Origin of the sequence: Enterococcus sp. DIV1298c (assembly GCF_017316315.1) — a bacterium.
In the GTDB taxonomy this organism is placed as follows: domain Bacteria; phylum Bacillota; class Bacilli; order Lactobacillales; family Enterococcaceae; genus Enterococcus_B; species Enterococcus_B mangumiae.
In genome coordinates this window covers 36988-51682 of record NZ_JAFLWG010000051.1, presented here as the reverse complement: position 1 = coordinate 51682, position 14695 = coordinate 36988, and the positions used below count along the sequence as shown (strand labels likewise).

General features: G+C 36.0%; 12 protein-coding genes. 5 read left to right on the top strand and 7 right to left on the bottom strand.

Annotation, left to right across the window (positions count from 1 at the left end):
• Window positions 1-586: 586 nt before the first annotated feature.
• The 4 genes from JZO83_RS12000 to JZO83_RS11985 all read right to left on the bottom strand — a co-directional run bounded on the left by JZO83_RS12000 (window position 587) and on the right by JZO83_RS11985 (window position 4313).
• Window positions 587-943: an ArsC/Spx/MgsR family protein gene (locus tag JZO83_RS12000; protein WP_206857697.1), complete on the bottom strand. Its 357-nt coding sequence runs from the start codon at window positions 941-943 to the stop codon at window positions 587-589.
• A gap of 17 nt (window positions 944-960) precedes the next feature.
• Window positions 961-1368, bottom strand: coding sequence for a transcriptional regulator Spx (gene spx / locus JZO83_RS11995; RefSeq protein WP_019724106.1), 408 nt, complete (start codon window positions 1366-1368; stop codon window positions 961-963).
• Window positions 1369-1616: 248 nt separating this feature from the next.
• Entirely contained in the window at window positions 1617-3821 is a 2205-nt protein-coding gene (locus JZO83_RS11990; protein ID WP_207115883.1) for an ATP-dependent helicase, read from the bottom strand.
• 276 nt (window positions 3822-4097) lie between these two features.
• Entirely contained in the window at window positions 4098-4313 is a 216-nt protein-coding gene (locus JZO83_RS11985) for a hypothetical protein (RefSeq protein WP_206857701.1), read from the bottom strand.
• Window positions 4314-4900: 587 nt separating this feature from the next.
• On the opposite strand from JZO83_RS11985, the gene JZO83_RS11980 reads away from it, so the two are divergent.
• From JZO83_RS11980 to JZO83_RS11970, 3 genes are all read left to right on the top strand, one after another.
• Complete coding sequence (locus JZO83_RS11980; RefSeq protein WP_206857705.1) at window positions 4901-5503, top strand: accessory gene regulator B family protein; 603 nt, start codon at window positions 4901-4903, stop codon at window positions 5501-5503.
• 140 nt (window positions 5504-5643) lie between these two features.
• A complete protein-coding gene (locus JZO83_RS11975) occupies window positions 5644-6927 on the top strand; it encodes a sensor histidine kinase (protein ID WP_207115882.1) in 1284 nt (427 codons plus the stop codon).
• Between the two features lie 4 nt (window positions 6928-6931).
• Window positions 6932-7660, top strand: a complete 729-nt coding sequence (locus JZO83_RS11970) for a LytTR family DNA-binding domain-containing protein (RefSeq protein WP_207115881.1) — start codon at window positions 6932-6934, stop codon at window positions 7658-7660.
• Between the two features lie 104 nt (window positions 7661-7764).
• Here the strand turns inward: JZO83_RS11970 and JZO83_RS11965 are convergent, their stop codons facing one another.
• Window positions 7765-9396: a zinc ABC transporter substrate-binding protein AdcA gene (locus JZO83_RS11965; RefSeq protein ID WP_207115880.1), complete on the bottom strand. Its 1632-nt coding sequence runs from the start codon at window positions 9394-9396 to the stop codon at window positions 7765-7767.
• A gap of 516 nt (window positions 9397-9912) precedes the next feature.
• Between JZO83_RS11965 and JZO83_RS11960 the strand changes: the two genes are divergently transcribed.
• Window positions 9913-11094: an AI-2E family transporter gene (locus JZO83_RS11960; RefSeq protein ID WP_207115879.1), complete on the top strand. Its 1182-nt coding sequence runs from the start codon at window positions 9913-9915 to the stop codon at window positions 11092-11094.
• A gap of 79 nt (window positions 11095-11173) precedes the next feature.
• Here JZO83_RS11960 and treC read toward each other — a convergent pair whose 3' ends face one another.
• Window positions 11174-12799 (bottom strand): alpha,alpha-phosphotrehalase, encoded by a 1626-nt coding sequence (treC, locus tag JZO83_RS11955; RefSeq protein WP_207115878.1) that lies wholly within the window; start codon window positions 12797-12799, stop codon window positions 11174-11176.
• A gap of 343 nt (window positions 12800-13142) precedes the next feature.
• Here treC and JZO83_RS11950 point away from each other — a divergent pair, with 343 nt between their 5' ends.
• Complete coding sequence (locus JZO83_RS11950) at window positions 13143-14231, top strand: AI-2E family transporter (protein ID WP_207115877.1); 1089 nt, start codon at window positions 13143-13145, stop codon at window positions 14229-14231.
• 158 nt (window positions 14232-14389) lie between these two features.
• Here the strand turns inward: JZO83_RS11950 and JZO83_RS11945 are convergent, their stop codons facing one another.
• A complete protein-coding gene (locus JZO83_RS11945) occupies window positions 14390-14689 on the bottom strand; it encodes a putative quinol monooxygenase (protein ID WP_206857722.1) in 300 nt (99 codons plus the stop codon).
• Between the last annotated feature and the right edge of the window lie 6 nt (window positions 14690-14695).

Sequence of the window (14695 nt, the reverse complement as noted above, 5' to 3'; positions counted from 1 at the left end):
TACGTGATAAATGAAACACAACTGCTTCGTTTATCGTTTGTGATTGCCGTAGCAACTTTTATATCTTAGCAAACCATCAATTGATTGTCAACTGTTTTTTAAAAGTTTTTTGAACTCGTTTTTCACGAGGTCGTTTTAGCAACTCACTTATAATAACTTGTCGTTTGTTATTTGTCAACAACTTTTTTTGTTTTATCTTTTATAGAGTCAACATTCGTTGCCCACTGTCTTAAACGACATCAGTTATATTAACATGTGTTTTTCTGTTCGTCAAGCATTACTTCAAGTTTTATTGATCATGCAAAAACTAAAAAACAACAAAAAAAAATATACCATTGATTCTATTTGATTGTCAATAACTATTTTCTCTGGTCGTACCTGAAGCATTTCTTATTCTGCCCCTCTATATAGTAGGAACCCGAAAAAAATAAGTGTTTTTTCTTTGAGAAAATGTGTAGCATGCCTTTGGTAATAAGCCAAAAAATCAGAGAACAGTTGGGTGATATTTTGATTCTTTGGCTTGTTACTAAGGAAAAGCCGGTTATTCCAATTGTCTTTTTCAGTATGTAACTCAATTGGATAAAGTTTATTCATGTAAAATCAATTGTTCCATCAATCGTTGATCGTATCCAACAAACAACGTATCATCGATGATGATCAGAGGCCGTCTTAACAGATGACGTTGCGTTTTGCACAATAATAGAAGTTGTTCTTCTTTATTCTTAGGAAGTCCAGCTTTTATTTTTTTGAATTCAAACGACCATGTAGTAAATAATTGTTCAATATCTGCATTTTCAAAACTACATAGCTCTTTGACTTCTTTATTACTTAATGCTCTGCTTTCTATATCAACGAATTGGTAAGACAAACTTTGCTTTTCTAACCATTGGATCGCTTTGACGGTTATCATACAATTCGTTGAACTATAAATTTTGATTTTCACAACGCCTCCTCCTATTCTTACGAATACAAGACGCTATGTTTCATATAGATCAAGTTTCTTGCCACACCACGAATTTCTCTAGGGATGAATGCACGAATTTCATCTTCATTAAAGCCAATCAATACTCGTTTTTCATCAAGTAAAATCGGACGTCTAAGTAAAGAAGGATATTCTTTGAACAAACGGATCATTTCTTTCAACGATAAATCATTAAAATCGATGCCTAATTTCTCATAAACTTTTGACCGAGTGGAAATAATATCTTCGACTCCACCTTCAGTCGCGGCCAATATTTGTCGGATCTCATTTTCTGATAGAGGTTCTGCAAAGATATTCTTTTCTTCAAAATCAAGGTGATTCGTTTGTAACCATGCTTTGGCCTTTCTGCAAGATGTACAGCTAGGCGAAGTGTATAGTTTTATCATTTTCTCACTCCTTTTTAATTGTAATCCCATTCTAAACGTAATATCAAAATAATGCCAGTCATACGCTATCTTCAAAATAAATAAAAATCGTTTTATTATAAAAAATAGTTATTTAAAACATTTATAAAACGTTATATTCTTTGATGAAACAACGGTTATTTATAACCAACTTAAATAAATATAGTTATTTATTTTTTTGAATAAAAAAGCAAAGTGAGTGTATTTTTACTCGCTTTGCTTTTTATGATTTATTGGATTTTTTTAACTTTACAACCCGTTTCTTTAATAAAACGAGAAGGCTTTAATTTTCTTTTCCCTTTAAATTCAGGTACACATAAATAAAGGCGATTCCTTGCTCTCGTCATCGCGACATAAAAAAGCCGTCTCTCTTCTTCAATCGTTGTTAACGGTTCTGTTTTCAACTCACTCTTTTGCCTTGTATCTTTCGCCACCGCCCCATTGTAAGGAATCATTCCTTCATTGCAACCGATCAAAAAGACGTTACGGTAACTTAATCCTTTACTTTTGTGGATACTCTGGATACACAGCGCATCTAGATTTCCTTTGCGATACGCAATCAGTCTTGTTTTTAGTTCTGCTGCAATCCCTTGGATCTCAAGATATAGTTTTTTCAATTGTTGGATCGTTGGATGTTTCTTGATCGTCTCCAGCAGCCATTCTTTATCGCCTTGCTCGATTTCCTTATACGGTCTTGGTAATCGGCAATATGCCTCTATCAGTGGAACGCATGAACGTTTTGTTGGTTGACTGAATGTTTCTAGGGTATTTACAAAAGCTTTTAGTTCTTTCTCTCTGGATTCTAAGTTAGGACGACGTTTTAATATATAGTCAACAATATCTTGATCATGGTTTTTAGTAGAGAAAAATTGGTCGCATTCATTTGTTTTCAGATAACAATTGATCATCAACTGTCTTAATAATTGTTGATAAGCTTGTGGTTTCAATGGTGCTGCCGCATCATACCAAACGATGAATTTTTGATAGAATTGTTGGAAAAGCTTGATTCCATATATTCCTGCATATTGCGAATCTGCTTCTAAGACAAAAGGGATATCTGTTTGTATCAAATGCTGTACTAAGGCTTGTGTTTGTGAGAGCGAACGATACAACACGATGGATTCTTTGTATTTTCCTTTGTCTGCTATGAAAGTTTTCACTTGCTGGATCAGCCAATCACTTTCCTCTTGTACCGTTTTAAATGATAGAGCCTGCAAGATACCTGCTTCTTTTTGTGCCGGCACCATTGCTTTTGGTATACGGTCTTCTTTATTGAATGTAATCAATCGATTAGCCCCTTGGACGATCGATGCACGCGAGCGATAATTGGTTAATAGAAAAAGTGTTTTTGTTGGATACTCTTTTTCAAATTGTTTGATGTAGTCCGGTTCAGAACCTCTAAAGCCATAGATACTTTGATCATCATCTCCAACAATAATCAACTTGATTGAGGAATCTTTCGTAATCAATTGCACGATTGCCCATTGTAAAGGATTCGTGTCTTGAAATTCATCGATAAATAAATAATCGTATTTTTGTCCTACATATTTTCTGACTTCTTCATTCGAAAGAGCAGCTTTCAAATTCTGTAGTACATCGTTAAACTCAAAAAGTTGCTGTCTTCGTTTTTCTTCAAATAGTTCAGTCATTAATTGATTCATACGTTCAGAGATAGGTTGCCGTGGCTCTTTCTCGATCGAATCAAACCTTTTTTTGATCAATTGGATGATCTCTTGCTGAGACAGGTTCATATTTTGCCAATAGTCCAAACGGTTAGCAATCGTTTTTTCACCATATTGATCGAAAGAATATAGTTGATATTTTTTTATCAGCTTCTGCAGTAATATATTTACTTTGTAAGGCGTATCTTTAGAAAATTCACCTTGAATCCCTTCACTAGACAGATGTGGAAATTGGCGCTTGATCTCACTGTACAGACGGTAAAAAATACTATGAAACGTCCCAATCGTCACACTTGTTTTTCTTTGACTGAAATTATCCACTCGTTTTTTCAGTTCATTGGCAGCATTTCTAGTAAACGTAATCATTAAAATTCTTTGTTCTTCTACTTGCTCTTCATTCATCAAGTAAACGGCTTTCGCACAAATCGTTTGCGTCTTCCCGCTCCCAGCGCCTGCAATGATACGTAAGTGTTTACTCATATCATAAGTGATCGCTGCTTTTTGCTCATTGTTGAAGCGATTATAAGAGCGCTTTTCAATCTTTTCAAAAAATGATTCATTTGGCTGTTCTTCCGTTTGATGTTCTTCTACCAACCCCGGTGCTTCCCCATATGCAGCTTCATAACTGGCAATTATCTCTTCTTGCATTCGAAAAATTTGTTGGAGCTTTTTATACTTTGTTTCCCAATGGCTGATTTCTCTTTGCAATCGAAGAATTTCTTTCTCACTTTCTTGATTGATCATCTTCCCCATCTTTCTCTTGTTTATTTTCTACTCCATTTATTTTCTTTATACTAACAGACCTTTACAAAAAATAAAATGGGGCTTCCTTCTTTTGAGGAGATATCTTGAACATGGAGAGAAGACTCGCTACTAGTAAAATATCTATTGATGAATTTCCAAGATAAACTGGATTTCCTTCATAAAAAGTGTAAAAAATAGCCAATCAAATTGGGAATGATGGATTGTCATTTCCAATTTGATTGGCTATTTGTAAAAGTTTTGATTCTTATTTATGAATATCTGCTTTTAGTAGCTATATTCTTTTACAGCATTTGATTTACGAACAACTAATTGCCAATGAAGATTTTGTGCGGTTTCGTTGTCTTCATCTGCACAATTGAGAACGCGAACCATCAAACTGTTCTCATAGATTTTTTCAATTTCCGCTTCAATTGGTGAACAGAATAAATCTGATACAAAGGCATAAGTTTTACCGATTTCAAATAGATTTTCATTTTCCATACTATTTCCTCCGTTATGTTGTGCATCTCGCACAGCTTCTTCTGATAAGTTTCTCAAACCACTAAATATTTATATAAAAACTCACCTTCATCAAGGCTTGTATTTTCACATAGGAACCTCTACTCACGTTATATCAGAAGACAACAACGAAAGGGGAAGAGTAGCTGTTGTCTTCTATACTAGAAGTTAGCAAAACAAAAATATAAGAACGTGTCACTCATATTCTCTTTCACAACCTCTATTACTTTTTAACATAAAATTCCAAACATAACACAAAAATATCATAAAAAGTACTTTTAACATCAAAACTGTTAAATAATCTCACTATTTTTTGGTTTTAGCTCACTTTTTGTTAAAAATCAGAGATCGTTCACTCGATTTTTAGCTGATTTTTCATGATTTAAAGATAAATCTTGCTTTTATTTGTTTTTTTGCACTGAAACAAAACAAAAAGCACGTTCCTATATAACAAACATGTTACAAATTTCACTTTTTTAACGGTTTTGATCTTAAAACGCTCTTTTATGAGTTAAAACACTTTTTTTACGCATTTTCGATTAATATATTACTCGGAGGTACGTATAGAGATGAAAAATAAAGTGGTAAATAGAATATTGGCAATATTATTCAACGGTAAACAGGATGAAGAAGATATGACATACATCCAAGTGAAGTTCGCTCTAGAAGTTTTGCTGAACAACCTTGGAAAACTTGCTGTCGTTTTCGTATTTTCTTTATTGACAGGCACATGGGCGGAAACAGGAGTGACTTTTCTCTCCTATATCTGTATTCGCAGATACGCTTATGGTCTTCATTCCGATTCTGAATTTGTTTGCTTACTTTGGACATTGCTTTACTTGTGGGGGGTTCCCTTACTAATGAAACATTATCAATTGACGATCTCTTTTCCTATGATGGTCCTTTTGTTAATCGTTTGTTTTTTCCTTTTGCTTCGCTATGGATCAAGAGGCACAGCGCTGAACCCGATTGCACCAGAGAAACGCCCACCCCTACTAAAAAAAGCGATTTTCATGTATCTTTTATTTGCGGCATTCACATTATTTTTCTCTGCTTCTTATTTTTCTACCTATTTATTACTTGGGATTATTTTAGAAATAGCTACGTTGCTTCCAGTTACAAATTACATGATGAATATTGGAGGAATTTTTTATGAAAAAAACAATCGTTAAACAATTAACTAACCTTTCTGATTTCTTTGTATCTGGCTGCTGCTTCGGTATGAGCTCAGAATTTAAAATACCTGAAAAATTAAAAAAATAAAATCATAAGTATGCTATAATTTGGGAAAACGCAACGGGAGCTGTGCTTTATGTTTCTATGGTCCATAGCCTTGCAATACCTGATTTACACAAGTTCTATCTTACTCATCAATCCCCAAATTAAAAATAAATACCTATTTTCTACGTTTAGTCTCTTAGCAGCGACCCTGCTGGGAATGCTTTACCCGATTTTAGGTATTTTTTCTGCACTTGTTGCAATCGCCATGCTGATTCTGCTTTTCTTTTTCTTTTCATCTTCGCGCCATCATATGATCTATGCCGTACCTTGGGGGTTATTGACTTCCATTTTAGGGGATCATTTGACGAGTGTCGCAGATTTTTTAGTATTGCAGTCAGCTGTCATCGAACCTGGCGATGCGCTACAGTATTTCCATATCGCTGTATCCGCGATATTAGCTTTACTACTTTCTTATGGATTTAAAAAAATTCTAGATAATTGGTCATACATGATCGATCGTCGCATGATCGGTACGATTGGTGCGCTGATTCTACTCACTTACTACATCATTATTTTCTATACCCGTTTTTCTGGCGAAACACCAAAAGTTTTAGCACTAAATACTAGTTTTTTTATGTTGTATCTATGCATAGGTCTTATCATCTTTACTTACTATTGGAAAATATCTAATAAAAAAATGGCGGATCAATTATTAGAACAACGTATCCAGTTACAGCAAGATTACATTCGAGATCTAGAAAAGAATTATCAAGAGCTTAGAGAGTTTAAACACGATTACCAAAATCTGTTGTTTTCTCTAAATAGTTACATTTCTGAAGGCGATCTAGAAGGCTTACAAAAATATTACAATCAAACGATTTTACCTACACGTGAAATGATGAATCTCTTCCCAGCAAATCTTAGCTTACTAGATAAAATGAAAGTACCTGAAATTAGAAGTCTCTTCTCTCTAAAACTAATGATGGCCCAAGAAAAAGGTATCTCTGTCCAATTGACTGTCCCAGAAGAGATCGTTCTCGGGAAGAAATATACGATCAATTTGGTAAGAATGCTTGGGATCATCCTTGATAATGCAATCGAAGGTGCGACGGTAACCAAAAAGAAAAAAATCGAAGTCCTTATCATCAAGAAAAAGCAGTCGTTGATGATACGCGTCATCAATACGACGACTAATACTTTTCCATTGAGTAAATTAAAACAAAAAGGCTTCTCGACAAAAACAAATCCAAAGAATGAAGGATTAGGTTTGTTTATCCTTGATGAACTAACAAAAACGAATCCTTATCTTTTTCTTGAAACAACGATTGAGAATCAGCGATTTTCGCAAACAATCCATATACAATTAAAGGAGTAATTTTATGATTCCCATTTACATTTGTGAAGACGATCCGAAACAACTGGAAGTCATCTCTACAGTAATCAAGAATCGGATCATGATCGAAAATTTGGATAGTTATGTCCATATTGCTACCTCTGATCCTGTTGAACTCCTCAATGCAGCAAGGGTACGTACGTCTTCTTTTGGTATCTACTTTTTAGATATCGAACTAAAAGACAGTGAGTTAGACGGCATTGCCATTGGCAAACGAGTACGTGACTTGGATTCGCTTGGAAAAATCATTTATGTCACTTCACATACAGATCTTTCCATGACGATTTTGAAAAGCAACATTGAGCCGACTGATTATATTATCAAAGAAGATATTTTTGATTTAAAAGAAAATGTTGAACGGATCTTAAGCAAAATATTTGAAGATTTCCAAACTGCGCCGCTGCAAAAGGATATTTTCAGAATTGAATTCAATGACGAAATCAAGTTTTTACCAATCAGAGATATCCAATACTTTTCTACTGCACAAGGCACGCCTCATAAACTTGAGGTTCACCTGACACATGCACAAATGCAGTTTTATGAGAAGATAAAAGATATCGAAAAGAAAAATCAACACTTTATTCGCTGTCACAAATCTTATGTCATCAATACTCAAAATGTCCGAACAATTAATAAGAAAACACGAGAAGTGACTCTATCCAATGGGGATGTCATCCCTGTTTCGATTCGCGGATTAAAGAAGTTGATTTCTTGAATGCCAGAAAAGGAAAGCAACTGAATCTTTCAATAAAGAAACGAAGAACGAATGAAAAGTCGTAAAGCCCTCTTTTCCATTCATCCTTCGTTTTTTAGTCTCTTTTAATGTGCGATCATTTCTTGCGCGATTTCTTTGCCAGTCATTTCTTCAGGATAGAAAGTTGGCCAATTTTCCATTTCTTCTAATAACGCTTCTTGGCTATCATTTCCTAAGTAGATATGGAAATGATCTGATTTAGTCGGCGCAATTGAATGGTCACTGAATTGTACATACTTGAACGCACCAGAATCAGGATCTTCAGCTTCGAATAAGAAGCGAACCCCACGATTACCTGCTGAATAGTTCAAGATTTCTTTACCCGCATAGCGATACTTAGATTCTTTGACCTCGCCGTTTTTAAAGGTAAAGATCATTGTATCATCTTTGATTTCGATTTTTTCGACATCCGTTTTGTACCCTACTTCATAGTACTCACGGTATTCCTCAGCTGTCATGTCTGTGTTAGTTTTTGCTTTATATTCAAACACTTGATCAAACGTTCCGTCTGCCATATACGTATCGACTGTTTGCCAAACACCGTTCCAGTCTGATAATGGACGATCTTTGACCTCTTCATCTTCAAAGTAACCGTTATAAACTGTTTTTTCTTTCTCTGGCTTCAATGTATCTTCTAATGGGTTTTCAGTATCTGTTGTTTTTTGGAGCGCTTTTAAGTTTGCTTCCATAATTGAGATATATGTTTCGCCATTGTCCATTTGTTCTTTTGTCAATCCTTCTAAAGGATTCAACACTGCTAATGATACGCCAGCTTCAGTAGCTAACGTACGAGCGATACTGTCTTTGGCATTTTCTTCAAAATAGATATATTCAATACCATGTTCTTCTACAAATTCTTTTAATTCGGCAATTCTTGCAGCAGATGGTTCTTCGCTTGAAGAAAGACCGGCAATCGGTACTTGATTAAGACCATATTCTAGAGCTAAATAATTAAATGCAGCATGTTGGGTAACAAATGATTTCTGCTTTGCTTGACCCAATGTTTCTTTAAACGTGTTGTGTAGTGCTTCTAATTCTTCTAAATAAGAGGCAGCATTTTCAGTGAATGCTTCTTCTTTTTCTGGGTAAGCTTCGATCAATTGATCACGAATCGTTTCTACTTGCTTCATCGCTAGATTTGGCGCTAACCAGACATGTGGATCTAACTCGTGTGAATGACAGTGGTCTCCGTGGTCGTGATCATGGTCATGATCGTCAGCATCATCGTCGTGGTCATGATCATGGTCGTGGTCATGATCATCATCAGCGTGATCGTGATCATCGTGGTCGTCATGGTCGTGGTGATGTCCATGGTCATCACCAGGTAATAACAACATCCCTTCGGTTGCTTTGATTGGAAGGACATCTCCTTCTTCTAATGTATGTTCAATCGCTGGAACCCACGTTTCCATATTTTCATCATTATAGACAAATACATCTGCCTCTTGGATTTTTGCCATATCTCTTGCAGAAGGTTCGTAGTCATGTGAATCTGTTCCAGCCGGAATCAATAATTCAACATTTCCTTCATCTCCGACGACTTGCTTAGTGAATTCATACATTGGATAAAATGTTGTCATTACATTTAAGCTTTCATCATTTTGTGCATTTGTTTGTGTTGCAGTTTCTCCTGTGCCACAGCTTGCAAGTATCCCTGCAAACAGCAAGCCTCCTACCACCTTGATCCAACGCTTCATCTTATTCGCTCCTTCTCATCTTCTTTCTATGTTTGATTACGATTAGCAAATACAAATCGTAATAGTTACGTTTTAGCAACAGGAATTAATTTAGCATAGAATCAAACGACTCGTCAAGCATTATTGTTAAATTTATTTTATTAAAGGAATTCGCTTGATTTTTCAACTGTATTATTTTCTTTTTATACCCGTTTCAGATTATAATAACTTGGAGTAGAACAAGGTTGTGAAAGAAGCGGTCAGCACTGAGTAATAAGACAGGAAAATCAAAAATGGCTTTTTCATTTTGGATTTTCTTGGCTTATTATTGAAGTGTTGCTTCTTGAACACCGTTTATCAAGGTTGTGAGAAAAGCGATTTGACCTGAACAGTAAGATGGAAAATCAGAAAATAGCTTTTCATGTTTATACGTTTTGGCTGACGAGTGCAAAGCGCTCATTCAATTTCAATAGTTGCCTCGTGCGAATGGCTCAACCTCAAAACTAACTACTTATTTCAAGAGAAAGGAGAACTATCGTGGAAAAAAAATCAAAAGAATCTTCCCGACTGATTCGTTTTTTAGGAGGTAAAACTTCGTATTATGTACTTGGTTTACTCGTGATGATTGCGTTGGTCATTTACTTTTTCCAAAAGATTGCTTTTATATTCAGGCCACTGGTTGTCATTTTTATCACAACTTTGCCACCGGTCCTTTTTGCTTTGGTCTTATATTACTTATTAGATCCTTTGATCAAACGTCTCAGCAAGAAATTATCACGTAATCTGTCGGTCATTTTAGTCTTTCTGGTTATCTTATTGTTTATCGGTTTAGGGGCTGTCTGGCTGTTCCCGTTTTTACAACAACAAGCGACTTCACTGGTCCAACAGCTACCTGATCTATTCCAAGATTTCCAACAAACGTTGAGAGACTTTTTAGCACAGACACCATTTTCTGATACGTTCAATCAATTTTTCGCATCGGTTGATGACTTCACCGATAACTTTACTTCATTCATCGGTAATTACTGGAAGAGTGGGGCTGAAAGTTTAGGCAATCTCTTTTCAGCTGTGACAACGACCTTTATCACATTGTTCACTGGCCCGATTATTGCGTTCTTCCTGTTAAAAGATCCACACAATTTTTATCAAGCGGTCTTAGGTATCGTGCCACCAAAATTTCGGACGGATTTTCGAACATTGACTAAAATTGCGAACCAGCAATTAGGGGCCTTCTTAAAAGGACAGATTATCGCTTCTTTCATTCTAGGGGCTGTCTATTGGGTAACGTTCTTATTGATCGGTTTAGAGTTTGCAAGTATTCTTGCTATCGCTGCCGGTTTGTTATGTATTATTCCTTACATCGGACCATTTGTGGCTTTCTTTCCCGGGCTCTTCATTGCCTTTCAAGATTCAACCTTCATGGCTGTAAAATTCGTGATCGTCTGGTTCGTTGTCCAATTGCTGCACGGAGATCTTGTCGTTCCTCGTGTCATGGGCGATCGTTTACAGATCCATCCCATCACGATTTTGATTGTTTTACTAGTCATGGGTGATCTTCTAGGAATCATGGGCGTTATTTTTGGTATTCCGATCTATACGCTGGTCAAACTACTCGTTGTATTCCTCTTTAGAAAATTCAAACAACGGTACAACAAGTTTTACGGTGACCAAGGTGTCTATCAAAAAGCTGACTTTTCAGAGAAAGATTATTTTAAATAACTAAAAAAGGGATAAGAGTGTGACATTAGTCAACTCTTATCCCTTTAAACTGAATAAATAGTGTTCAAAACCCCTACTTCTACTGCAATAATAAAGCGACTGCTTGATAAGGCTGTAACTTCATTTCCTTTTCAACTGTCGTTGGATAATTACTGATCAATGCTTTCGCAGCAACAAATTCTTCTGGTAATTCGACTGTCGTTTCGTCTGCGTAAAAGTTGGTCAAGACGAGTAATTTTTGATCTTCAGTTTGTCTAAGATAGCCATAGACTTGTGGATGTTCAGGTACATATGCTTGGTAATCACCGATAGCAATCACTGGATATGTTTTTCTTAATTGAATCAGCTGTTGGTAATAAGCAAAAATCGACTGTTCTTGCTTTTGTTCATTCGCTACATTGATTGTTTCATGCTTTGCTGCTAAAGGCAGCCAAGGTGTCCCAGATGTGAATCCGGCTTGTGGTTCATCTGTCCATTGCATGGGTGTTCGTGAGTTGTCTCGTGATTTTGCTTTGATTCGGCGGAAAGCTTCTTCTTGAGTGAGTCCTTGTTCTTGTAAAAGCTGGTAAGCGTTCAAACTTTCAACGTCCCGATAGTCAGAAATAGATGCAAAGTCTGGATCGATCATCCCGATTTCTTCTCCCATATAGATATATGGCGTTCCTCGATTTAGATGGATCATCGTAGCCAACATTTCTGCCCCTTGTTTGCGGTAATGTTCGACGTCGATAAAGCGATTCAAGGCGCGGGGCTGGTCGTGGTTATTTAAAAATAAAGCATTCCACCCATTTCCTGCACTCATTTCTTCTCCCCAAGTATGGAACAACCGTTTTAATTCTTCAAAATCAAATGCTGGTGTGGTCCATTTATTGCCATTCTCATAATCGACTTTCAAATGATGGAAATTAAATACCATCGACAATTCATTTCGTTCAGGCAGTGTATACAAAATACAGTTTTCGATCGTTGTTGAACTCATTTCTCCAACCGTAATGATTTCAGGATCTTGTCCGAATGTTTCTTTGTTTAGGCGTTGCAAATACGTATGAGTAATCGGCTTATCTGTGTATTCGGCTTTTCCTTCATTTTCTGCATTGTCTTTCAGTTCTTCGTCTTTTCCAATTACGTTGATCACATCAAAACGGAACCCTTTGACCCCTTTTTCCATCCAAAAACGGACAACTTTGAACAATTCCTGTTGGACCGCTTCATTACGCCAATTCAAATCGGCTTGAGTTTTATCATATAGATGCAAGTAATATTTACCTGTTTCACCAAATGGTGCCCATGCGTTCCCGCCAAATTTTGACACCCAATCCGTTGGTTCATCTCTTAAAATAAAGAAGTCTTGATAATACTTATCCCCGGCCAATGCTTTTTGGAACCATTCATGTTCAATAGAGACATGATTCAACACCATATCCAACATGATGTCGATCTGATATTTTTTCGCTTCAGCGACTAACTCTTCAAAATCGGTCATTGTGCCGAATAATGGATCGATTGCTTGATAATCAGAGATATCATAGCCATTATCTTTTTGCGGACTTGGATAAAAAGGATTCAACCAAATCATATCAACGCCTAATTCATTCAAATAAGGCAATTTTTCTTTAACTCCTGGTAAATCTCCAATCCCATCACCATTCGTGTCACGATATGACTTGGGATAAATCTGATAAATCACTTTTTCTGTAAATGCCATAAGCCAACCCTCCAGCTGATTTTTAACTTGTATATATAAGTTGATAATCCAATTATATCCGAAACGTAAGCGTTTGTAAATCAATGTCACAGGTAAATGAAAAAAGTCTTCTTTTAGGAATATCTCCAGTTTTTCCAGTGAGATGAACCGTTTTGGCTACGTTTGATTCAGTTAAAAACATTTATTTTTTTTAATAAATTCTTCGAAAAATAAATAAATTCTTATAGTTATGTTATATTTGAATATGAGTTGTGCCAGAAATCATCTCATGTCATCTAAAATTGGATGTACATTTCTTTCACATTCTCAACCATAAAAAGCCACCCAGCGGAGGATCTCTACTATGACTTTTTTAAAACGCTCCAAACTATTTGCTACACTTGTTTTACTCAGTTTGACAGGAATCACTATTTTTATTTTTTCTAAGATCACTTTTATCTTCAGACCCTTAGAAGCGATCATGGCAAGCATTTTCTTGCCAATTTTGATCTCAGTTTTTCTTTTTTATATTTTCCTACCTATTTACAATCAACTCCTCAAATATATAAAATCAAGAACACTCGCTGTTACGTTGATGATGTCGCTGATTTTATTGACTATTTATTTGATCATACAAGTTGTTCTACCGATCATCATTTTAGAAATCAGTCGATTTATCGGGCAAATCCCTCAAATACTGTATGTCTTAGCGGAAAATCTGGATGGATCTTTACTGGAAGAACATTTGCTTCCTTTTATTGATACATTAGAATTGAATCAATTGACGCGCTTTGTTTTACAATTTGTCTCAGGAGCAACTTCAAGTTTAGTCAATGTATTCGAAATCGTTTCACGTTCTGCGATCATTCTCTTCACGATCCCACTTTTGTTGATTTATATGTTCAAAGATGGGGATAAGATTCCTGCTACTTTGACACGTTACATGCCTAAGAAATTCCATCAGCTAGTCAGAGATTGGTGTCATGATTTCCACTTAGCTGCTTCGACCTATATCAGTGGCAAGCTATTGGTTTGTATGTATGTCGGTGTAGGAAGTTATCTTGTTTTCAAAGTATTGGGCTTGCCAAATGCGTTATTGCTTGCCTTGATTTGCGGATTGATGGATATCATCCCATATTTTGGTCCATTTATTGGTGCGGCACCTGCGTTACTCTATGCTTTGAGTCAAGACGTCAAAACAGCTTTACTCTTAGTAGCCTTCATCACCTTGATCCAATTTGGTGAGTCATACTTAGTTTCCCCTCTCGTGATGAATAAAATGATCCACATCCATCCGATTGCGACTGTTTTTCTTTTACTTGTCGCTGGGAACTTGTTTGGTTTATTAGGGATGATCCTCGTGCTGCCAACATATACGATCATCCGAGAAATGATTCGCAGCTTTATTCGTTTTAAAAAAAATGAAGGTACCATGCCAAAATTTACTGAATAAACTCGAACAATAAGAATGGATAAGCAGAATGCAATACGCTGTTTATCCATTTTTTGTGTTTGTCTCTTTTTTATTTTCCTATATTTAGCCGACAAAAAACCGCTTATTGCTCTCTTCTTTTTCAAGAATTCGCAATAAACGGATAAATATTGTTCTTTCTAATCGCTGGGTTCATCGATAAAACGCTGGACCTTCATTTTTAAGTGGTATTTTTTTCGTAATTCAGCGATTTCCACCATCATTTCTGATTGGTGATGGCGATCGATTGCTGCTTGATCCGCCCAACGATCCACTAATAAAATCGTTTCATCTTCTTCTAAAGGAATGAAATACTCATAACGTTCATTTCCTTCTTGTGCTCGAATGCGTTCAACGATTCCACGTTCGGTCATTTCTTTCGCAAATGCCTTTGCACTACCTTCTTTTCCTGTATACAAGATATTCACGGTAATACTCATAATCAT